Genomic DNA, 21,261 nt, shown 5'->3' on the forward strand with positions numbered 1-21,261 from the left:
CGTCGTCCCTAGCGTCGGCCGCGAACCCGCAGGACCGGCCGACGACGCCCGGCTCCGCACGTCCGAGCCCCGCCTGATCCGGAGAACGACATGATCCGTCTCAAGAAGTCCCCCGCCGACGTCGCCGTCACCTTCGCCCTCGAGGAGCAGGCCGTGCCCGGCCCGGTCTCCGTCGTCGGCGACTTCAACGGCTGGACCCCCGGCACGCACGTGCTGAAGAAGCGCAGCAACGGCACCCGCAGCGTCGTGGTCAAGCTGCCCGCCGGCGAGCCGGTGCGCTTCCGCTACCTGGCCGACGGCGGCCTGTGGTTCGACGACCCGCAGGCCCACGCGCACGACACGCAGGGCTCGCTGCTGCACCTCTGAGGGTCCCGCCCGTCGCCGGACAGCCCCCGGACCAGCACGTTCCGCAGTCGCCGCGCGCGACGGTCCCGTTCCGGCGGCGCGGCACCCGCCGTTCCCGGAACCCCACCCGAGACTCCAGGGGCCTGGAAGTCGGGGGCGGTCGGACGGGGGACGACGTGACGGACGTGCTGTGGACGGTGCTGGGCGCCGGTGCGCTGGCAGGCTTGCTGGTGGGCTTCGAGTGGGGCAACTGGCGCGGCGCCCGCCGGGCGGCGAAGGCGAGCTACCGCACCGTGCGGGGTCGCTGACCGAGGCGTCCTGGCAGGCTCTGGCGTCGTGATCACCCTCGCCTCGACCGTGACCGCTGCCGCCGCGCAGACCGCCGGCTTCGTCCTGGGCGCGGTGGTCTTCGTGGCCGTCGCGGTCGTGATGATCGTGGGCGGGCTGCGGATCCGCCGCCGGGGCACCGCCGGCGCCCAGGTGGGCGGCATCGTGCTCGTCGTCCTGGGTGCGCTGCTGGTCCTGGGGGCGCTGGCGAACCTGGCCGGCGGGACGACCGCCCCCTGAGACACGACAGAGCCCCCGCGACCGGCCGGTCGCGGGGGCTCTGCTGTCGTGCGGGTGCCGTCAGGCGGCGGCCTTCAGCTCGGCGGTCTGCCGCTGCCACTCGCGGTGCGCCTCGCGACGGACCTTGGGGCCGCCGGTGGTCAGCTTGTAGAGCTTGGCGACCTGCACCGGGGCGTTCTTCGGCGTCGTCGCGGCCATCCAGCCGTTGGGCAGGGAGAGCCGGAAGACCTTGTGCCAGGCGCTCGCGACCTGCTTGGGGAGCGAGGCCGTGTGGTAGCGCAGGCCGTACTCGTCGAAGATCGCGCGGACCTTCGGGGCGATCTCGGCGTACCGGTTGCTCGGCAGGTCGGGGAACAGGTGGTGCTCGACCTGGTGGCTCAGGTTCCCGGTCATGACGTGCATGGCCTTGGAGCCGGAGATGTTCGCCGAGCCCAGCATCTGACGCAGGTACCACTCACCGCGGGTCTCGCCCTCGATGGAGGTCTTCTCGTAGGTCTCGACGCCCTCGGGGAAGTGCCCGCACATGATCACCGAGTGCGACCACAGGTTGCGCACCAGGTTGGCGACGAAGTTCGCGGCCAGGGTCGGCACGAAGCTGGGGCCCGACAGCGCCGGGTGCACCAGGTAGTCCTTGGTGGCCTGCTTGCGGATCTTGTTCAGCACGGCCTTGCCGCGGGCCCGGAAGGCCGGGTCCTTGCGGCGCTCCTCGGTGGCCAGGTTCTTGCCCAGCTCGAGGTCGTAGGCGGCGATCCCGTACTCGAAGAAGCAGGCGTTGACGAAGTTCCACAGCGGCTGCAGCAGGTAGAGCGGGACCCACTTCTGGTCCTCGTCGACCCGCATGATCCCGTAGCCGAGGTCGTTGTCCTTGCCGATCACGTTGGTGTACGTGTGGTGCAGCTCGTTGTGCGAGTGCTTCCACTGCTCGGCCGGGCTGGCCATGTCCCACTCCCACGTCGTGGAGTGGATCTTCGGGTCGCGCATCCAGTCCCACTGCCCGTGCAGGATGTTGTGCCCGATCTCCATGTTCTCGAGGATCTTGGCGACCGAGAGGCCCGCCGTCCCCACGACCCAGGCCGGCGGGAACTTCGACACCAGCAGCACGGCCCGGCTGGCGATCTCGATCTTGCGCTGGACGTCGATCACCTTGCGGATGTAGGCGGCGTCGTCGGCACCGCGGCTGTCCACGATCTCCTGGCGGATGGCGTCCAGCCGACGGCCGATGTCCTCGACGTCGGTGGCCGACAGCGCGGCGATCGGGTTCTCGGACTTCTTCTGCAGTGCGGTCACGGGGTTCTCCTCGGCAGGGGGTCGAGCAGGGTCAGTGGTCGATGTCGCAGGCGCCGGCGGCGGCGCTGATGCAGGTCTGCACCAGCACGCCGTCCCCGGGCGCGGCGACGGTGAGCTCGCCGGTGCGCAGGTCGCGGACGGCGCCCTCGCGCAGCGGGAGCACGCAGCCGTAGCAGATGCCCATCCGGCAGCCGCTGGGCATGAGGACGCCGGCGTCCTCCGCGGCGTCCAGGATCGGGGTGGCGCCGTCGGCCTCGACGACGGAGCCGGTGCGGCCGAAGGTGACCGTGCCGCCCTCGCCGGTGACCAGCACCCGCGGGCGGAAGCGCTCGGTGTGCAGCCGGTCGGCGGCGTCCTCGGCGGCCCAGTGCTCCTCGAGCGCCTCGAGCATCCCGACCGGGCCGCAGGCCCAGGTGGTGCGCTCGGTCAGGTCGGGCACGAGCTCGGCGAGGTCGGCGGGCTTGAGCAGCCCGTCGACCTCGGTGTGCCGCTCGACGAGCCGGATCGACCCGGCCGCGGCCAGGGCACGCAGCTCGGCGCCGAACACGACGTCGGCGGCGGTGGGTGCCGAGTGCACGACGACGACGTCGACGAGCTCGGTGAGGTGGTTGCGCAGCATGCCCATCACGGGGGTGATGCCCGAGCCGGCGGTGACGAACAGCGCCTTGGCGGGCCGGTCCTCCGGCAGCACGAACTCACCCGTGGCCTGGTCGAGCTGGACCACGGTGCCCGGCTGGAGCCGGCGCACGAGGTGGTTGCTGACCACGCCGTCCGGGATGGCCTTGACCGTGACGGTGATGCAGCCGTCGGTGCGGGTGCGGTCGGAGGTGACCGAGTACGCCCGCCACTGCCGGACGCCGTCGACGTCCACGCCGAGCCGGACGAACTGGCCGGGGACGTGCTCGCGCCACCCACGACCGGGCTGGATCACCAGCGTCGCGGCGTCCGCGGTCTCCGGACGCACCTCGACGACCCGGCCGCGCAGGTCGGCGCCCGAGCGGAGCGGGGCGAACACGTCGAGGTAGTCGGTGGGCAGCAGCGGGGTGGTCGCCGCCTCCACGAGGCCCAGGACGCGGTCGCGCACCCGGTCACGCAGGCCGGGACGGGTCCCGGTCGGTCGCGGCTCGGTGGTGGTCATGGTCTGAGTCTGGTCGTTCGCACGGGCGAACTCCTGTGCCACCATGGTGAATCGGGACGGGTTTTTCACACCCGGCGAACAACGAACCCGGGAACTCCCCGGTCAGGAGGGTCCTGTGACGTTCGACGGCACCGTCGGGGAGGACCCCGCGTCCTCGGGCCTGCCCGTCGCGGTCGCCGCGGCCATCCGGGCCGACCTGCCCGGGGTCGCCGAGGCCACCGTGTCCGCGATCGTCGCCGAGGTCCCCGACTACGACGCGGCCTACTCCGACGGCATGGGCGCGGTGATCGAGAACGCCGTCCAGCTGGCGCTCGGCGGGTTCCTGGAGCTGGCCACCACCGGGGTCGAGGACGCCGCGAGCACCCCGATCCAGCCGGCGCTGGACGGCGCCTACGCGCTGGGCCGGGGCGAGGCCCGCGGCGGCCGCTCCATGGACGCGCTGCTCGGTGCCTACCGCGTCGGGGCCCGGGTGGCCTGGCGTGGGCTGGCCGCCAGCGCGGTCGCGCACGGGCTCACGGTGCAGCAGCTGGCCCGCTTCGCGGAGCTGGTCTTCGCCTACATCGACGCGCTGTCGGCCTCCAGCGTCGCCGGGCACGCCGACGAGCGGAACGCCAGCGGCCGGGTGCGCCAGCGCGTGCTGGAGCGCCTCGGGCTCCGGCTGCTCGCCGGCGGCACGGTCGAGGAGCTGACCGGCGCCGCCGAGCGGGCCGACTGGGACCCCCCGCGCACGCTGACCGCCGTGCTGCTGCCGGCCACCCGGGTCCGCGGCACCCTGGCGATGCTCGACCCGCGCACCCTCATGCCCAGCCTGGACGAGGTCGCCGTCCTGCTGGTGCCCGACGCCGAGGGCCCGGCCCGGGCAGCGCTGGTGCACGCGCTGCACGGCCGGGAGGCGCTGCTCGGCCCGGCCCGGCCGTGGTGGGACGTCGTCGCCTCGCACGCCCGCGCCGCCCGGGTGGCCGAGCTGCAGCTGCCCCGCCCCGACGCCGCCCCGCTGGACACCGAGGCGGTGCTGCCCGAGCTCGTGCTGCGCGCCGACGAGGCAGCCCTGGCCGACCTGCGCGCGCAGGTGCTCCAGCCGTTGGCCGACCTGCCCGAGGGCACCCGCGACAAGCTCACCGAGACCCTGCGCGCCTGGCTGCTGCACCACGGTCGCCGCGAGGCCGTCGCCGCCGAGCTGTTCGTGCACCCGCAGACCGTCCGCTACCGCATGGGCCAGCTCCGCGACCTCTTCGGCGACCAGCTCGAGGACCCCCGCGCCGTCCTCTCGCTGACCCTCGCGCTGGCCTGACCCCACCTGTCGGTTCCCGGGATTCCGGAACAGCAACGGCTCCACTCAAGCGGGTGAGCTGGGGAAACTCCCCTTCACGGAGACCTGGGAGTCCCGATGTGAGCGACGGCGCACCAGGCGTCGGCAGCCGGACGGATCCGGCTGGGCCCACGATCACGGGAGACCCGCATGTCCAGCACCGACCGTCCAGCCGCAGCGCCCGCGTCGTCCCGGCGGCCCGGGCGCCGCGCCGCCCACCTGGCCACCGCAGGGGCGTTGACCCTGGCGGTCGCGGCGTCCGGCGGGCTGGTCTGGCAGTCCAGCAACGCCGCCTACTCCGCCCGCACCGCCAACCCGACCACCAGCTGGGCCACCGGCACCGTCGTCCTGACCGACGACGACACCGGCAGCGCCCTGTTCGCCGTCGGCGACGTGAAGCCCGGCCAGGACGGCTCCCGGTGCATCACGGTGACCTCCACCGGGTCGCTGCCCAGCGACGTGCGGCTCTACGGCCTGGGCCTGCACAGCACCAACGGACTGGGCGACCACCTGGGCCTGCGCATCAGCATCGGCCAGGGCGGTGGGTTCGCCGACTGCACGGGCTTCACCGAGACCGACGTCGTCTACGAGGGACCGCTGTCCTCCTTCACCACCTCCAGCTACTCCGCCGGGCGTTCCCTGTGGCGGACCTCGGGCACACCGGCCGGGTCGGCGCAGGGCGAGCAGCGCACGTACCGGTTCTCCTACGTCCTCGATGCCGCCACCCCGGACTCCACCCAGGGCTCCCTCGCCTCGGTCGAGTTCGTCTGGGAGGCCCAGAACGACTGACCGGCCCCGTACCGACCCGACCCGACCCAGCCAGGAGGACGCGTGACCGACCCCCGCGACGTCGCCGACCCGCGCCCCCCGGGGTCGGGACCCGTCGGGAGCTGGCGGCAGGGCTGGACGGCGCTGCTGCTGACCTCCCTCGCCCGGTCGGTCCTGGCCGCCGTGGTCGTGCTGGTGGCCTGGTCGGTGGTGCCGGTCCCGTTCGGCGCGCAGAGCCACGTCGTGCTCACCGGCTCCATGGCCCCGCGGCTGGAGGTCGGGGACGTGGTCGTCTCCCGGGACGTGCCCGTCCCCACCCTGGCGGTCGGTGACGTCGTCGTCGCCGCCGACCCCGACCGGCCCGGCGGCGTGCGCGTGCACCGCCTGGCCGGGTGGGAGGACGGCCGACTGCGGCTGCGGGGGGACGCCAACCCCGCCCCGGACTCCTCCCTGGTGTCCCCCGCGGACGTGGTGGGGGTCGGCGTCCTCCGGGTCCCGTGGATCGGGGCACCGCGGGTGTGGGTCTCCACCGGCGACTGGGTTCCGTTGACCGCCACCGGCGTGGGCCTGGTGGGCCTGCTGGCGGCGAGCAGCGTCTTCCGGCCGCCGGGGGCGAGCCTCCCTGCCCGCGCCGGCTCGCACCGGGCGCCGGTGCGGCTGACCCGACGTGGGCGGCGCGTGCGCGCCGCGACGGTGCTCGGCCTGCTCGTCGGGGTCACCGTCACCACCCACCACGCCGCCTCCGCCGCCTACGCCTCCACCACCGGCGGCGGCCTCTCGACCCTGGCCAGCGCCCAGCACTTCCGGTGCGCCGCGGCGGTCGCCGACGCCGGTGCCGGCCGCTACTACCCGCTGCAGGAGACCGACGGACCCACCGCGGTGAACCTGGGCACCGACCCCGACGCCGACGCCACCTTCCACGGCGGGGTCGCCCTGGGCTCGCCCGGACCCGACTGCCTGGGTGCCGACCGGGCGGTGACCCTGGACGGCTCCTCCGGCTGGATCGGCACGGCCAGTCCCGTGAGCAACCCGACCGTCTTCAGCATCGGCGTCTGGTTCCGGACCACCGTGGCCGGCGGCAAGATCATGGGCTTCGGGACCAGCGCGAACGCCACCTCCGGTCAGTACGACCGGCACGTCTACATGTCCGACGACGGGCGGCTGACCTTCGGCGTCTACAACGGAGCCATCCAGACGATCACCACCCCGGGCTCTTACGCCGACGGCGCGTGGCACCTCGCCGTGGGCACGCTGGGGCCGGCCGGCCTGGGCTTCTACGTCGACGGCGCGCGGATCGGCCTGCGGCCGGAGGTGACCACCGCCGAGCAGATCACCGGCTTCTGGCGGCTGGGGTTCGACACGCTGGGGGGATGGCCGGGGGCACCGGGCAACTCCTACTTCACCGGCTCGCTGGCCCACGCCGCGGTGTACCCCACCCAGCTCGGCCCCGACGAGGTACGTGAGCTCTACGTCACCGGCGCCTGAGCCGAGCCCGGGGCCTCACGGGGTCTCGGGCCTGCGGGCGACGAGGAGGACGTGGGTGTCGGGCCAGTCGAGCTGCTCGCCGTTGACGGGGTCGAGGAGCTCGGCGACCGGTGCGAAGACGTTCTCCACCAGCCAGTCGTTGCGCCAGGCGCCCGAGCGGGGGTCGACCTCGAGGCCGGCGGCGGTGACCAGCGCGGTCCAGCCGGCGCCGTCCAGGGCGCAGAACTGCTCGTGGGTCTCGGACAGCCAGTTGTCGGTGTAGCTGACCTTGGAGAGGAACTCCATCGCGTCGGCCAGCCGGAGCAGGACGTCGTCCCCGTCGGTGCTGAACGCGAACGGCACCCGGGCGTGCCGGCGGAAGTCGACGGCGAACTGGTCGAACCGGGCCCGGGTGCTCAGGCCCTCCAGGTGTCCGGCGACGTCGGCCAGTGCGGTCAGGTCGACGGGGTCGGCGGCGGCGCCGTCGTCGGTGCGCAGGCGCAGGCGCACCTGCCGGTCGCCCTCGGCCGGGCCGCAGACGTCGGAGTTGATCCACACCCCGCCGGGCGCGGTGTGCGCGGCGATCTCTCGGGCCAGGGCGTGCAGGGCGGCCACTCCCCCGCCGTAGCTGAGGATCTCGTGGGTCAGCGCGAAGGTGGTCGTGGTGTCCACGGTGGCCGGCGGGAAGACCGACCCGTTGAGCACGTTGGCCTGCACGAAGAACGTGTTCGGGTTCGCCGCGAAGGCGCCCTGGGCCTTGCGGTGCTCGCACTCGTCGAACAGGTGCCGGGCCACCTCGACCCCGAACAGGTCCGACTCGTGCAGCGTGGGCTCGGCCGCGGCGAGCTCGAGCATGGCGCCGGTCGCGCAGCCGATGTCCACGATCCGGCCCGGCTGCACCCACGGCCTGGCCTGGGCCCACTTGCGCTCTGCGGCGGACTCGAACGCCGCGATGTAGGAGCGGTACTCCCGGGTGGCGGTCAGCCCGCCCTCGGAGCCGACCACCGGGTCGGAGCAGATGACGACGGTGGAATCGGCCAGGCCGTACCGGTCGAACACCGACACCGTGGCCGGGTGGGCCAGCTCCCGCCAGGTCGGGTCGCCGGCGACCAGCAGCTCGAGCACGTCCCACGGGCGGGCCGGGTCGGCGTCGTCCCCGGCCTCGACGGGCACCACCCGGTAGCCCAGCTCCCGGTACATCGCGGTGACCTCGGCGGTCGAGCAGGCGACGACGGTGTCGGCCGGGGTCGGTGACCGTCGTCCGGCGGTCTCGTGCGCGACGGTCTTGACCGTCAGCTCGGCGAACCGCGGTGTGGGTTCGACGTCCACGACGCCGACGACGACGCCCTCGATGCCCTCGGTCAGCGCGAACCGCTCGATGGCGGCCTCCCGCCGGTGGAAGGGCACCGGGTTGCGCCGGGTGCCGCGGTGGTTGGCCGAGGTGACGGCCCAGACGACGGTGGCGTCCTCGGCCAGCACCACCGGGTCGCCCTCGGTGTCGCGGGTGTGCCCGGCCAGGACCGCCCGCAGGTAGTGGGCCTGGAAGCGGGTGAGCACGTGGTGCCGGCCGGGGAACAGGACGGTGCGCAGGGGGCTGTCGACCACGCGGCCATCCTGCCGGAGCTCAGACCAGCGGCAGGCCGGTGACGACACGGGCGGCGACGCGGCCGGCGCGGCGCCCGTCGGCCGGGTCGTCGCCGGCGACCTCCAGGGCGGGCCGGTCCACCGGGAGCTGGGCGTGGTGCACCGCGACGGCGGAACCGGAGACCCCGACGCCGACCGACAGCCGGGAGGCCTGCGCCGCGGCGGCTGCCAGTACGACCGCGTCGGCGCCGGCGACGGCCACGACCCGCAGCGGGACGCCCTCCTCCTCGGCGCCGGCGGCGACCTCCCGGAGCACCACGGGGTCGGCGTCCGGCCCGTGGTGCAGCACCAGCGCCGGCTTCTCGACCGGCTCGTCCCTCACCGACCACGCCCCGCGAACGCCGCGACCAGACCGGTGGCCACCGCGTTGCGTGGTCCCTGGTCGCCGAGCACGTTGCCGGTGCCGCAGACCACGCCGTGCCCGGCGAGGGCGTCGGCGATCTGGTCGGGGATCTCGAAGTCCAGCGCCGAGCCGCCCAGCAGGACGACGAAGTCCAGCGCCCGCAGCTCCCCGCCCGGGGCCACCTGGCGCAACGCCCGCAGCGTGTTCACCACGAACACCCGCCGCTTGGCCTCCCGGCGCACCCGGCGCACGTGGTCCAGGCCGTACCGGGTGCCGATCGGCACCGGGCCCTCGGCGGTCAGCGCGACCACCCGGGCGAAGACGTGCGGGGGCAGCGGCTCGTCGAAGAACTGCACGGTGCCGTCCTCGTGCCGGACGTGGAAGAAGCTCTCCACCTTGGCCAGCGGCCAGCGCTTGACCAGCTCGGCGACCTCCCGGTCGCCCAACGCCAGCTCGGAGTCGATCAGCTTGGTGACCAGCTCGCCGGCGCCGGCCACGTGCACCGCGGTCGAGGTGCCGTCGGCGGTGAGCAGCGCCGCGTCGGTCGACCCCCCGCCCAGGTCGACGACGACGACCGGCGCCTGCACGCCCGGGGTGGTCAGCGCCCCGAGCGCGGCCATCTCGCCCTCCACCCCGCCGATCTCGGTGGTGGTCGTCAGCGAGGTGGCGACCCGGTCGGCGACGGCCTGCATCCGGCTGCGGCTGGTACGCACCATGGCGGCCAGCCCGACGGCGTTCTCCAGCGCGATCTCCCCGGCCAGCCCGCCGCGCACCTCGGCCGGGACGAAGGTGTCCACCGCCAGCACGTCCCGGATCGCGATGTCGCCGGGGTCCGCGCCCCCGAGGGTGTCGGCCATGGTGTCGCGCACCGCGGCGAGCATCCCGCCCACGTGGGTGCCGGGTTCGCCGTGCGCGTCCTCCAGCGGCTGCACCCGGGCCAACGCGGCCATGATCGCCTCGGCACCGGCGTCCACGTCGACCTTCACCGTGCGCCCGGCCCCGCGCAGCTCCAGCACCCCGACCGGGATCCGCCGGTCGGTGACGTCCCCGGCCGGCGTGCGGACGACCACCGCCGACCGGTTGCCGGTGAGCGCCCGCGCCACGGGTGAGACCTGCCGGGTCTGGTCGGGGTCCAGGTCGAACACGGTCGCGATGCCGTAGGTGTTGGACAGCGTGCGGATGGTCCGGCCCGGGCCGGCCACCTCGACCGCGGCACGCATCCCGAGGGGCACCTTCTCCACCGCGGACACCTCGTCGACGACGGGGACCTTCTCGCGCAACCGGTTGGTGACCAGCACGGCGTCGTCCCCGGCGAGCACGGCGGCCACCACCGGCACCCCCCGGGCGACCGCGGCGTTCAGCGCGGCCGCGACGTCGTCGAAGTCCCACCCGGGCGGGACGACGACGACCGCCGGCTCGTCGACCGGGTGCTCACCCAGGTCGGCCACCGACACCGTCACACCGACGCCGAGCCCGACGCCGCCGGGGGTGGCCGGGTTGTGCCCGATCATCGTGGACTCGGTGATGACCGTCTCGGTGATGGTCTCCATCGCCAGCCCGCTGATCACCGGGGTGGCCTCGTTGAGCAGCACGACGTCGAGCTCCTCGGCCCGCCGTCCGACGTCGACAAGGGCCCGGCGCACCGCCGTGAGGGCACCCTCGGTGGAGGCCGGGGTGCCCTTCACGCCGGTGGTCCGGGTCAGCGCGGTGCCCAGCCAGCGCACGTCGCCGTCGGCACCCAGCACCGCCAGGCACGCCTCGGTGGTGCTGTTGCCGATGTCGACGCCGACGACCAGGCGGTCGCCGCCGCTCACCCCGCGGCGCGCTCGATGGTGGCCTCCAGCTCCACCGGGCCGGCCCCGTCCCGGATGCACTCGAACTCCTTCAGGTGCAGCAGCGCGGCCTTGGCCTGCCAGCGCGGGCGGGCCATCTGGTCGTTGCGGGTGGGCACCGGCTGCGGGGACTCCCCCTTGGCGTACTGCGCGGCGTTGGAGCCGATCGCCCGGAACACCTCGGCGTCCAGCAGCGGGGACTGCGGGAAGAGCTCCAGGTTGGACAGCCGGGCCAGGTCCTTCTGGTGGATCATCGTCGTCCCGCGGGACAGCAGGCCCACCGAGATGCCCGACCCGGAGAGCTTGGCCGCGACGTGGGAGATGGCCGCGAGGTCGGCGGTCGCCCACACCCGCACGATCCGCACCCCGACGCCCTGCTCCTCGATGCCGGCCATCAGCTGCCGGAGCACCTCGGCGTGCGGGACGCCGACGATCGTCTGGGTGAAGGTGTCCCCGAAGGCCGGGGAGACCGCGATGACCACCTCGTCGGGCCGGGTGCCGCGGCGGGCGGGGCCGGTCTCGGTCAGGGTGAGCGTGCGCTGCGGGGTCTCGAGCGATGTCACGGTCAGCGCACCTCGGTCTCGGGGTTGGTCGCGGAGGTGACGTGCCGCAGCTGCTTGAGCTGCTCCCACCGTTCACCCTCCAGCCGGTAGCCGGTGCCCGGTCCGGCGTAGTCGTTGGCGTCGTTGATCGCCGACAGCGGCACGAAGTCCGCGGTGAGGATCGCCGAGGTCTGCAGCAGGTCCCCCGACACCCGCTGGCGCAGCACCGACAGCAGGTTCTCCGCGACGTCGTGGAAGCCCGAGGCCTCGAGCCCGCGCACCAGGTCCAGCCCGGTGATGCCCCGGTCCATCACGGCCTGGGCGCCGGTGAGGTCGGCCAGCACGTCGCGGAACGGGTAGTCGTTGGAGCTGTTGGCGTAGGTCGCCGCCTCCACCTCGGCGTCGGTGATGGCCGGGAGGTCAAGCTGGGCAAACAGCGCCTGCAGCGCCCGGGCCGCCTTCGCCCGCACGGCGAGGATCTCCGGCTCCCGCACGTGCCGCAGCCCGCCGTCGACCTGGAGGTCGCGCTGGATGGTGTTCCAGTCGTCGTAGTCGTCGGTGTCGAAGTTCGAGCCGGCGAACATGTTGTCCTGGTTGGGGACGGCGGAGTACCCGGAGCACACGAAGTCGGTGCCCGGCAGCAGCTGCGGCAGCATCCGCGCCGTGCGGCGCATCGCCGAGTGGGAGAAGGACTGGTCGTTCCCCGACGCGCACTCCAGGTCCATCATCGAGGCGACCAGGTTCTCCGCGGCCACCGCCCGGATCCCGCCGGGCACCGCCCCCGGTACGCCGATGCAGCTGATCGAGCCGTTCTGCAGCCCCTGCACCCCGGCGCCCTTGGCCATCAGGATGCAGCGGATCTCCAGGTACAGCATCGAGCGGCCCTCGGCGTTGCCCATCTGCACCTCGGACCCGGTGCCCGAGGTGAAGCGCATCTTGATGCCGCGGGAGGCGTACGCCGAGGCCAGGAAGGTCTTGGACCAGGGGGTGTCGTCGCCGTCGACGAACACCGACTCGGTGCCGTAGATGGAGATCGTCTCGGCGTAGGCGGTGATGCCGCGCATGCCCAGGTCGAGCTCGGTGGCCTCCTCCAGCGCGCACTGGGTGAGCACGCCGCCGCGGCCGACCTGCCCGCCGACCTGCAGCGCGATCGCCACCAGCGGGGCGTAGCGGACGACACCGAGCGTCGTCTCCAGCTCGGCGAAGCCGCGCAGCGCGCCCTCGGCGGCGTCCACGGCGACCTGCAGCGGGTTGTCCCTAGCGCTGGTGGAGTGCGCCTGGTTGGCCGGCGTGCGGCGGGCCCGCATCTTCTGCATCGCCTGCATGATCTCCACGACGTTCATCAGCTTCACGACGTCGAGGACCTTGGCCGGGGTGAGCCCGCGGGTCACGGCGAGGACGTCGGAGCGGCTGACGCCGGGGTCGATGAGCATCCGGGCGATCTGCCCAGAGTCCAGCGCCACCGAGGCCTCGGTGGTCGCCACGTCGAGGGCGTGGTCGGCGATGAAGCTGTCCATGAAGTCGAAGTCGGCGCGCTCCCGGCCGTCCATCTCCACGACCCGGCCGTCCTCGACCCGCACGCTGGGCTGCGGGTCGAAGTCGCTCTCCATCGCGACCAGGCCCTTCTCGGGCCACTCCTCGACGAACCCGTCGAGGTTGACCGGGCGCTCCTCGAGCACCTCGGTGCGCAGCGAGTGTCGCGTGTCGGTGGCGTTGCGGGGCTGGACGGCGGTCATGCGCGGGTCTCCTCGTCGGTCGCGACGGCGGGGGTGAGCGCGCCGTCCTGGGCTTGCTCGGCGTCGTCCTCGGCCAGCAGCCGGCGGCGGCCGTAGACCTCGGCGGCCTCCCGCACCAGGGCGGCGTTCACCGGGGCCGCGTAGGTGGTCTCCAGCCGGTCGGCCATGGCCAGCAGCTGGGCCTCGGTGGAGGCCCGCGGGCGCAGCGCGTTGTACATCGTGAGCACCTCGGCGTCGGGGATCGCGGTCATCTCCGCGGCCCGCCGGAAGTTCGCGGCCAGCTGCGGGCGGCCGGCGGACTCGGCGAGCTGGGCCTGCAGCTCGAGGGTCTCCGGGGCGATCCGCAGGTCCTCGGCGGTCAGCTCGCCGGAGACCACGGCCTCCATCGTCAGCGCGGTGACCGGCTTGCCGGTGGGGGTCTTCAGCAGCTCGGGGCGGTTGATCGACAGCGGGTAGTCGGCGGCGGTGAGGGGTGCGGCGGTCATCGGTCGGTGCTCACGGGGACGCTCCTGGGGATCGGCGGACCGGGCTCACGCGCAGTGTGACCGCTGACACGTTGCACGTTCGTTGCCCGGGCGTGGGGGCTGGCGGACGCCGCCCGGAGGGGGTGTGATGCCCGCCATGAGCGCATCCCTGACCCATGCCGCCGCCCGCGCCGTGCTCGACGCCGGCATCGCCGAGGCCGACGCGATCGGCCAGCCGATGAACATCGCCGTCGTCGACGACGGCGGCCACCTGGTCGCCTTCGCCCGGATGGACGGCGCGATCAAGGCCAGCATCGACATCTCCACCCGCAAGGCCGTGACCTCGGTGCTGATGAACGCACCGACCGGGGCGCTGACCCCGCTGGTGCAGCCCGGCGCCGAGCTGTTCGGCCTGGGCGCGAGCTCCGGCGGGCTGGTCACCTTCGGCGGCGGCATCCCGCTCTCCCGGGACGGCGTCTGCGTCGGTGCCGTCGGCGTCAGTGCGGGCTCGGTGGAGCAGGACACCCGCGTCGCCGAGGCCGCCGTCGCCGCCCTCCCCGCCTGAGGACCCGGCGGGGCCTTGTCGCGGGTGGCCGGGGAGTCGATGATCACGGGACGGCGTCCAACGGTGGGCGGCGGCGAGCCGGCCGGGGGTGGGACGTGAGCCCGCGGCCCGAGCGCACCGTGCAGCCCGACGACGACCCCGTCGCCCACGCGAGGGTGCTGGACGGCGTCTTCGACCGCGTGCTGTCCGACGACCCGCGCGGGCCCCGGCCGCGGCCGGTGGTGTCGGCGTCCTGGCAACGCAGCCTGGCCGCGCACGTCGACCCCGAGCACCGCACCCCGCCGGTGGTCTTCGACCGGGCCCAGCTCGACGCCGCCCGCGAGGCCCACCCGCTGGCCGAGGTGCTGCCGCTGCTGCGCAGCACGCTGGCCAGCATCGCCGACGAGGCCATGCACGTGATGCTGGTGACCGACGGGTCGGGCAACGTGCTGTGGCGCGACGGGGCGGCGAAGCTGCTGGTGACCGCCGACAGCGTGGGGCTCTTCCCGGGCACCAACTGGAGCGAGCAGGCCATCGGCACCAACGCGATGGGCACGGCGCTGGCCGTCGGGCGCCCCGTGCAGATCCACTCCGCCGAGCACCTGGTGCGCACCTACCACTCGTGGACCTGCGTCGCCGCCCCCGTGCACGACCCGGACACCGGCGCCGTGCTGGGCGCGGTCGACGTCAGCGGCCCGCTGCACACCGTGCACCCCGCCCTGGTGCAGCTGGTCACCGCCACCGCGCAGCTCGCCGAGCACCACCTGCGCGTCCGGATGGCGATCGCCGACGAGCGGCTGCGGATGGAGAACATGGCGCACCTGACCCGGCTGGGCCCGGCGGCCGGGGCGCTGGTCACCCGCACCGGCCGGTTGCTGGCCGGACAGCCCTACGGCTGGTGGCCCGAGCGGGTGCCGATCGAGGACGGCCGGCTCGCCGACCGGCTGCTGCTCGCGGACGGGTCGGAGGTGGTGGTCGAGCAGCTGGAGGAGGGCTGGCTGCTGCGCTCGCCGGCCACCCGGCGCCGCACCCCCACCCCGCCGGACACCCCCGCGCTCACCCTGCGGTTCCTGGGCGACGGCCCGCCGCGGGCCACCCTGGACGGACGCCCGCTGGCCCTGACGCTGCGCCCGGCCGAGGTGCTCACCGCGCTGGTCGTGCACCCCGACGGGCTCACCGGCGGCCAGCTGGCGCAGCTGCTCTACGGCGACGAGGGCAACCAGACCACCGTGCGCGGCGAGGTGCACCGGCTGCGCGCGCTGATCGGCGCCGACCTGCTGCTCACCCGGCCCTACCGGGTGTCCGCGGCGGTCGACAGCGACGTGGTCACCGCGCGGCGGGCGCTGGCCGAGGGCCGGATCGCCGACGCGCTGGCCGCATCCCCCGGGCTGCTGCTCCCCCGCTCGGAGGCCCCGCTGGTCCGCGAGCTGCGCGACGAGCTCGCGGCGGGCCTGCGTCGGGCCGTGCTGGAGACCGACGACGCCGACCTGCTGCACCGCCTCGCCGGCTGCCCGGTCGGCGCCGAGGACCTCGCCGTGCACGAGCGGCTGCTGGAGCTGCTCCCGGCCGGTGACCCCCGCCGGCCCGCGGTCGCCGTCCGCCGGGACCGGTTGCAGCAGCCCTGACCACCCGGTGCGACGATCGCCGTCGTGCCACCACCTGCCCGGGGGGACCTCCCCCGGGAGGTCCGGGTCCTCGCCGTCGTCGCGTTCGTCGTCGCCCTCGGGTTCGGCATCGTCGCCCCGGCCATCCCCCTCTACGCCCGCTCGTTCGGGGTGGGGACGACGGCGGTCGGGCTGGCGATCAGCTCGTTCGCCTTCTTCCGGTTCGTCTCGGCGTTCGGCGGCGGGGCGCTGGTCGAGCGGTTCGGCGAGCGGCTGGTGCTGGCCGTCGGGCTGGGGATCGTCGCGCTGGCCACCGGCGCCGCGGGTCTGGCGCCGTCCTTCGGCTGGTTCCTGGTGCTCCGCTCGGCCGGTGGGGTGGGCAGCGCGATGTTCACCGTCGCGGCGCTGTCCCTGCTGCTGCGGGTCGCGCCGGCCCAGCACCGCGGGCGCGCGGCCTCGACGTTCCAGGGCGGGTTCATCCTCGGCGGCATCGCCGGGCCGGCCGCCGGTGGGCTGCTCGCCGAGCTGTCCCCCCGGCTGCCGTTCTTCCTCTACGCGGCGTTCCTGCTGGTGGCCGGTGCGGTCGCGATGGTGCTGCTGCGGACCCCGCGGACCGCCGTGGTGGTCGACGTCCCCGACGGGCCCGTACCGGAGCCGCTGAGCCTGGCCGCGGCGTTCCGCACCCGGGCCTACGTCGCCGCGCTGGTGGCCAACCTCGGGGTCGGCTGGATGCTCTTCGGCGTCCGCAACTCCCTGGTGCCGCTCTACGTCACCGAGGAGCTGGGCCGCACGGTGGCCTGGGCCGGTGCCGGGCTGCTGGTCGGGTCGCTGGCCCAGGCGCTGGGACTGCTCCGGTCGGGGCGGCTGGTCGACGGCTGGGGACGACGCCCCTCGCTGGTGACCGGAGCCGCGCTGGCCACCGGCTCGGTGGCGCTGCTGGCCGGGCCGCCCTCGACCGTGGTCTTCCTGGTGTCGATGGCGGTGTTCGGGCTGGCCGCCTCGCTGCTGGCCAGCACCCCGGCGGCGCTGGTCGGGGACGTGAGCCCGGCGCGCGGCGGCCGGGTGGTCGCGGTCTTCCAGATGGCCTCGGACCTGGGCGGCATCCTCGGCCCGCTGGCCGCCGGCTGGCTGACCGACCGGTTCTCCTTCCAGGTCGCCTTCGGGGTGACCGCGCTGGTGCTGGCCGCCGGGCTCGTTGCGGCGCTGCGGCTGCCGCGGGTCAGTCGCGGCCCGGGACCCGCAGGCCGTACTGGCTGATCTTGCGGTAGAGCGTGGCCCGGGAGAGCCCGAGCTCCCCGGCCGCGCCGACCACGGTCGCCCCGGGCGCGGTCAGGCAGCGCAGGATCTCGTCGCGCTCGAGCTGCTCGAGCCGGGTGAGCGACCGGGAGCCCGCGCTGAGCACGTCGGGCCGCAGGTGCCCCACGTCCACCACGTCGGTGCGGGACGACGCCTCCCGCACGACCTGGCGCAGCTCGCGGACGTTCTCCGGCCAGCTGTGCGCGGCCAGGGCCTTGACCGCCCGCGGGGTGAAGGCGATGTCGCGGTGCCGGTGCTCGCGGGCGAAGGAGCGGGCCAGCGGTTCGACGTCCTCGGGCCGGTGCCGCAGCGCCGGCACCTCGACGACGGCGTCCACCAGCGCGGCCAGCGGCTTTGGGATCGCGGCGAAGTCCGGGGCGGTGAGCACCAGGGGCCGGCCCGGTCCGGGCACCCCGGCGAGCGTCGCGACGAGCTGGTCGGCCGCCCAGGCGGGCAGCGCGTCGGCCCCGGCGACCACCACGCAGGTGTCCCGGGCGCCGAGCTCGGGCGCCCACAGCGCCAGCCAGCCGTCGACGTCCTGGGCGCTCGGGGGGCGGGCGACCAGCACCCGTTCCCGGCGGCGGCGGGCCTCCCGGGCGAGGGCGGCCACGGCGGACTTGCCGACCCCGGGCTCCCCCACCACGGCCAGCAGCCGCCCGGCGCGCACCGCGTCGCGGGCCGCGGCCACCGCGGTCGTCCAGGCCCGTGAGCCGCACGGGTCGCCGCCGGCGAGCCGGTCGGACACGACGTGGAAGACCTCACCCCGGGGCAGCGGCCGCACCGGGTGCCCCCCGGCACGCACGTTCATCAGCGCCGCGGTGTTGCCGGCCGCTGACTGCGCCAGGGCCAGCAGCAGGTCCGAGGAGGCGTCGGACCAGGTGGTCATGTTGATGCTGCCGACCAGGTCGCCACTGCGCGGGTCGAGCACCGGCACCGCCGCACAGGTGTAGGCCCGCAGCGGCGCGACGAAGTGCTCCCCGGACCGCACCAGCGCCGGCACCCGGTCGGCCAGGGCCAGGCCAAGGCCGTTGGTGCCCGCGGTCTGCTCGTTGAAGTAGAAGCCCGGCGCCAGGTGCACCCGGTCCAGCGAGCGGTTCATGTCGCGGTCGACCGACCAGCGGGCCAGCACGAGGCCCTCGTGGTCGGTGATCATCAGCCCGACCGGCTCCTGGCCCAGCGTCCCGTGCAGCTGACCGAGCACCTCGGCACCGCACTCGTAGAACAACGAGTCGGTCGCCAGTGCGCCGGTGAACACCGGCGCGACGCCCTCGGGCGACACCCCGTAGCGCTCGCTGCGCGCCCACGACGCCCGCACCCTCGGACGGGCCACCGGCACCGGAGCTCCGTGCCGACCAGGGACTTCGGCCATGACGCCTCCTCGGACGCAACGGTGCGTCGAGCACAACCTAAACCGCGGCGTCAGGAGGCGGCCAGTCCCCTCGTCTCAAAGTGAGACACGTGCGCACCCCGCCACGTGTCCGCCACCCCTAGCGTCGGCCCGGAGTGATCCAGCTCCCAACGGAGGGACCTGGGCCTGGTTCGAGGAGGAACCGTGTACAGCAAGGACGGCACCGACTACTTCGTGGTCGACGCGCACATCGCCCTCTGGGACGCCCGCGAGGAGAACCAGCGGAACATCCACGGCAAGCAGTTCATCGACTGCTTCTACGACTACCACCGCAACCTCTCGCCGGAGTCCGAGGTGTGGAGCTACGACGAGTACCTCTACCAGGGCGGCGAGCGCCTCATGCGCGACATCTTCGGCGACGGCATGGTCGACCACGCGATCTTCCAGCCCGCGCGGCTCAAGGAGTTCTACACCAAGGGCTTCGGCCAGACCGACGAGGCCTTCGCGCTCGCGCAGGCCCACCCGGACAAGCTGACCTACAACCACTACTTCGACCCCCGCGACGGCGAGAACGGCCTCGACCGGCTCCGCGAGGACGCCGAGAAGATGCACCTCAAGGGGGTCAAGCTCTACACCGCGGACTGGCACGGCGAGAGCCGCGGCTGGAAGCTCAACGACCCGATGGCCTACAAGTACTTCGAGGCCTGCCGCGAACTCGGCATCACGAACATCCACGTCCACAAGGGCCCCACCATCCGCCCGCTGGACCGGGACGCCTTCGACGTCGCCGACGTCGACGCCGTCGCCAGCGACTTCACCGACCTCAACTTCATCGTCGAGCACGTCGGCCTGCCCCGCCTCGAGGACTTCTGCTGGATCGCCACCCAGGAGCCCAACGTCTACGGCGGCCTGGCCGTGGCCATGCCCTTCATCCACACGCGTCCCAAGTACTTCGCCCAGATCCTCGGCGAGCTCCTGTACTGGATCGGCGAGGACCGGATCCTGTTCTCCAGCGACTACGCCATCTGGACGCCGCAGTGGCTGGTGGAGAAGTTCGTGGACTTCCAGATCCCGGCCGAGCTAGGCGAGTACGCGCCGCTGAGCACCGACCAGAAGAAGAAGATCCTGGGCCTCAACGCCGCCAAGCTCTACGACATCCCGGTGCCGGCTGCGCTGCAGGTGGCCGAGGCCGACGCCACCGAGACCGGCCCGCGCGACCCCGAGGCCGCCGACAAGAACCTGGCGATGGCCTGATGACGGCGGTCCTGCCTCGGCTGTCCGAGGCCGACGTCACGGCGGCGCTGTCCACCGTCATCGACCCGGAGCTCGACGAGGCGGTGACCGACCTGGGGTTCGTCCGGTCCGTCGAGGTCCGCGGCGCCGACGTCGAGGTGCACCTGCGGCTGCCCACGTCGTTCTGCGCCCCGAACTTCGCCTGGCTGATGGTGTCCGACGCCCGGGACGCGCTGCTCGCCGTCCCGGGCGTGGGGCGGGTCGTGGTGGAGCTCGACGACCACCACGACTCCGACCTGATCAACCGCGGGCTGGCCGCGGACGCCGGTTACCGGGGGACGTTCGGCCACGAGGCCGAGCTGTCCCTGGACGAGCTGCGGGCCACCTTCCAGCGCAAGGCGCACACCGCGGCGATGGAGCGGGCCCTCACCGCCTGGCTGCGGGAGGACCCCTCCCGCACCGAGCAGCAGGTCGGTGACCTGGTGCTCGGCGACCTGACCGGGGACACCACCTCGCTGCTGTCGCGGCGGGCGGCCCTCGGACTGCCGGTCGACCCGTCGTCCCCGGTGCTGCTGTCCCCCGACGGCTCCCGGCCCGACCCCGGGTCGGTCGCGACCACCCTGCGCAAGGCCCGGTCGGTGCGTATCTCCGTCGACGGCAACGCGCACTTCTGCCGCGGCCTGCTCACCACCCGCTACCCGGGCTCGGACGCCGACCAGGTGTTCCGCCCGTCCATCGACTCCCCACTCCCCCTGGAGGTCCTGAAGTGAAGGCCGTCCGCGTCACCGGCTACCACCAGAAGCTCGAGCTCACCGAGGTCCCCAAGCCCGAGGTCACCGGTCCGCACGACGTCGTCGTGAAGATCGGCGGCGCTGGGGTGTGCCGCACCGACCTGCACATCCTCGAGGGCCAGTGGGCCGAGAAGTCCCAGGTGACGCTGCCGTACACGATCGGTCACGAGAACGCCGGCTGGGTCGACGCCGTCGGCGACGCCGTCACCAACGTCGCGGTCGGGGACAAGGTGATCCTGCACCCGCTGGTCACCTGCGGGCTGTGCCGCGCCTGCCGGTTCGGCGACGACGTGCACTGCGAGGCCAACAGCTTCCCGGGCATCGACTCCGACGGCGGCTACGCCGAGTACCTCAAGACCACGGCCCGCAGCTGCGTCAAGATCGACGACTCGCTGGAGCCGGCCGACGTGGCGGCCCTGGCCGACGCCGGTCTCACCGCCTACCACGCAGTGGCCAAGGCGGCCCGTCGCCTGCACCCCGGTGACCGGCTGGTGATGATCGGGTCCGGCGGGCTGGGCCACATCGGCATCCAGGTGGCCAAGTCCCTCACCCCGGCCGAGCTCATCGTCATCGACCGCAACCCCGACGCGCTCAAGCTGGCCGAGTCGATCGGGGCCGACCGCGGGGTGCTGGCCGACGGCAGCCAGGTCCAGCAGGTCCTCGAGCTCACCGGCGGCAACGGCGCCGAGGTGGTCGTGGACTTCGTCGGGGAGAACGGCTCGACGAAGGAGGGCCTCGCGATGACCCGCCGCGGCGGGGACTACTCGATCGTCGGGTACGGCGAGAACATCGACGTCCCGACCATCGACCTGGTCTCCACCGAGGTCAACATCGTCGGCAACCTGGTCGGCTCCTACAACGACCTGGTCGAGCTCATGGCGTTGGCCGCCGCAGGCCGGGTGTCGCTGCACACCCAGAAGTACGCGCTGGACGACGTCCAGAGCGCGATCGAGGACCTGGACAACGGCCGCGTCCGCGGCCGCGCCATCCTCATTCCCTGAGAGGG

Annotated in this window: 21 protein-coding genes; 12 read left to right on the forward strand and 9 right to left on the reverse strand. The window is 73.9% G+C overall.

The features are described from left to right. The first annotated feature begins 90 nt into the window (after positions 1-90). From ASG36_RS16545 to ASG36_RS16550, 3 genes are all read left to right on the forward strand, one after another. Positions 91-366, forward strand: coding sequence for an isoamylase early set domain-containing protein (locus tag ASG36_RS16545; protein ID WP_055766459.1), 276 nt, complete (start codon positions 91-93; stop codon positions 364-366). Positions 367-521: 155 nt separating this feature from the next. Then, positions 522-653 carry a hypothetical protein gene (locus ASG36_RS22925; protein ID WP_255354650.1) on the forward strand — a complete coding sequence of 44 codons (132 nt, stop codon included), beginning with the start codon at positions 522-524 and terminating at the stop codon, positions 651-653. Positions 654-681: 28 nt separating this feature from the next. After that, positions 682-912, forward strand: coding sequence for a hypothetical protein (locus ASG36_RS16550; RefSeq protein ID WP_055766462.1), 231 nt, complete (start codon positions 682-684; stop codon positions 910-912). Between the two features lie 60 nt (positions 913-972). On the opposite strand, the gene ASG36_RS16555 is transcribed toward ASG36_RS16550, so the two are convergent. Then, positions 973-2,199, reverse strand: a complete 1,227-nt coding sequence (locus ASG36_RS16555; RefSeq protein ID WP_055766465.1) for an acyl-CoA desaturase — start codon at positions 2,197-2,199, stop codon at positions 973-975. Between the two features lie 31 nt (positions 2,200-2,230). Beyond that, positions 2,231-3,337 carry a ferredoxin reductase gene (locus ASG36_RS16560; RefSeq protein WP_055766468.1) on the reverse strand — a complete coding sequence of 369 codons (1,107 nt, stop codon included), beginning with the start codon at positions 3,335-3,337 and terminating at the stop codon, positions 2,231-2,233. A 115-nt stretch (positions 3,338-3,452) separates the two neighbouring features. On the opposite strand from ASG36_RS16560, the gene ASG36_RS16565 reads away from it, so the two are divergent. The 3 genes from ASG36_RS16565 (at position 3,453) to ASG36_RS16575 (ending at position 6,899) form a co-directional block, all read left to right on the forward strand. Continuing rightward, a complete protein-coding gene (locus tag ASG36_RS16565) occupies positions 3,453-4,628 on the forward strand; it encodes a CdaR family transcriptional regulator (RefSeq protein ID WP_055766471.1) in 1,176 nt (391 codons plus the stop codon). A 168-nt stretch (positions 4,629-4,796) separates the two neighbouring features. Then, entirely contained in the window at positions 4,797-5,435 is a 639-nt protein-coding gene (locus tag ASG36_RS16570) for a hypothetical protein (RefSeq protein WP_055766474.1), read from the forward strand. Positions 5,436-5,477: 42 nt separating this feature from the next. Further along, positions 5,478-6,899: a LamG-like jellyroll fold domain-containing protein gene (locus ASG36_RS16575; RefSeq protein ID WP_055766476.1), complete on the forward strand. Its 1,422-nt coding sequence runs from the start codon at positions 5,478-5,480 to the stop codon at positions 6,897-6,899. Positions 6,900-6,914: 15 nt separating this feature from the next. Here the strand turns inward: ASG36_RS16575 and ASG36_RS16580 are convergent, their stop codons facing one another. The 6 genes from ASG36_RS16580 to ASG36_RS16605 are packed head-to-tail and all read right to left on the reverse strand — an operon-like array spanning position 6,915 to position 13,460. After that, positions 6,915-8,483, reverse strand: a complete 1,569-nt coding sequence (locus ASG36_RS16580) for a methyltransferase (protein ID WP_055766478.1) — start codon at positions 8,481-8,483, stop codon at positions 6,915-6,917. A gap of 19 nt (positions 8,484-8,502) precedes the next feature. Then, positions 8,503-8,844, reverse strand: a complete 342-nt coding sequence (locus ASG36_RS16585) for a glycerol dehydratase reactivase beta/small subunit family protein (protein ID WP_055766481.1) — start codon at positions 8,842-8,844, stop codon at positions 8,503-8,505. Further along, entirely contained in the window at positions 8,841-10,679 is a 1,839-nt protein-coding gene (locus ASG36_RS16590; RefSeq protein WP_055766484.1) for a diol dehydratase reactivase subunit alpha, read from the reverse strand. Before ASG36_RS16590 ends, ASG36_RS16585 begins: the two co-directional genes overlap by 4 nt. Continuing rightward, positions 10,676-11,260, reverse strand: coding sequence for a propanediol/glycerol family dehydratase medium subunit (locus tag ASG36_RS16595; RefSeq protein WP_235495152.1), 585 nt, complete (start codon positions 11,258-11,260; stop codon positions 10,676-10,678). The genes ASG36_RS16590 and ASG36_RS16595 overlap by 4 nt, the downstream gene beginning before the upstream one ends. Positions 11,261-11,262: 2 nt before the next feature. Beyond that, entirely contained in the window at positions 11,263-12,975 is a 1,713-nt protein-coding gene (locus ASG36_RS16600) for a propanediol/glycerol family dehydratase large subunit (protein WP_055766488.1), read from the reverse strand. Further along, on the reverse strand, positions 12,972-13,460 hold the full coding sequence (locus ASG36_RS16605; RefSeq protein ID WP_055766491.1) for a diol dehydratase small subunit: 489 nt from the start codon (positions 13,458-13,460) through the stop codon (positions 12,972-12,974). The genes ASG36_RS16600 and ASG36_RS16605 overlap by 4 nt, the downstream gene beginning before the upstream one ends. Before the next feature lie 136 nt (positions 13,461-13,596). On the opposite strand from ASG36_RS16605, the gene ASG36_RS16610 reads away from it, so the two are divergent. The 3 genes from ASG36_RS16610 to ASG36_RS16620 all read left to right on the forward strand — a co-directional run bounded on the left by ASG36_RS16610 (position 13,597) and on the right by ASG36_RS16620 (position 16,844). After that, on the forward strand, positions 13,597-14,004 hold the full coding sequence (locus tag ASG36_RS16610) for a heme-binding protein (protein WP_055767693.1): 408 nt from the start codon (positions 13,597-13,599) through the stop codon (positions 14,002-14,004). 95 nt (positions 14,005-14,099) lie between these two features. Further along, positions 14,100-15,608 (forward strand): GAF domain-containing protein, encoded by a 1,509-nt coding sequence (locus ASG36_RS16615; protein WP_055766494.1) that lies wholly within the window; start codon positions 14,100-14,102, stop codon positions 15,606-15,608. A gap of 24 nt (positions 15,609-15,632) precedes the next feature. Then, positions 15,633-16,844, forward strand: coding sequence for an MFS transporter (locus tag ASG36_RS16620; protein WP_055766497.1), 1,212 nt, complete (start codon positions 15,633-15,635; stop codon positions 16,842-16,844). On the opposite strand, the gene ASG36_RS16625 is transcribed toward ASG36_RS16620, so the two are convergent. Continuing rightward, complete coding sequence (locus ASG36_RS16625) at positions 16,807-18,213, reverse strand: helix-turn-helix domain-containing protein (protein ID WP_235495154.1); 1,407 nt, start codon at positions 18,211-18,213, stop codon at positions 16,807-16,809. The two genes, ASG36_RS16620 and ASG36_RS16625, sit on opposite strands and share 38 nt — an antisense overlap. 222 nt (positions 18,214-18,435) lie before the next feature. On the opposite strand from ASG36_RS16625, the gene ASG36_RS16630 reads away from it, so the two are divergent. The 3 genes from ASG36_RS16630 to ASG36_RS16640 are packed head-to-tail and all read left to right on the forward strand — an operon-like array spanning position 18,436 to position 21,256. Continuing rightward, the gene (locus ASG36_RS16630) at positions 18,436-19,485 is read left to right on the forward strand and encodes an amidohydrolase family protein (RefSeq protein WP_055766501.1); all 1,050 of its coding nucleotides are present in this window, start codon (positions 18,436-18,438) and stop codon (positions 19,483-19,485) included. Beyond that, positions 19,485-20,234 (forward strand): metal-sulfur cluster assembly factor, encoded by a 750-nt coding sequence (locus ASG36_RS16635; protein ID WP_055766503.1) that lies wholly within the window; start codon positions 19,485-19,487, stop codon positions 20,232-20,234. The genes ASG36_RS16630 and ASG36_RS16635 overlap by 1 nt, the downstream gene beginning before the upstream one ends. Then, positions 20,231-21,256 carry an NAD(P)-dependent alcohol dehydrogenase gene (locus ASG36_RS16640; protein WP_055766506.1) on the forward strand — a complete coding sequence of 342 codons (1,026 nt, stop codon included), beginning with the start codon at positions 20,231-20,233 and terminating at the stop codon, positions 21,254-21,256. The genes ASG36_RS16635 and ASG36_RS16640 overlap by 4 nt, the downstream gene beginning before the upstream one ends. Positions 21,257-21,261 lie beyond the last annotated feature (5 nt).

The sequence above is a fragment of the Geodermatophilus sp. Leaf369 genome (assembly GCF_001424455.1).
In the GTDB taxonomy this organism is placed as follows: domain Bacteria; phylum Actinomycetota; class Actinomycetes; order Mycobacteriales; family Geodermatophilaceae; genus Klenkia.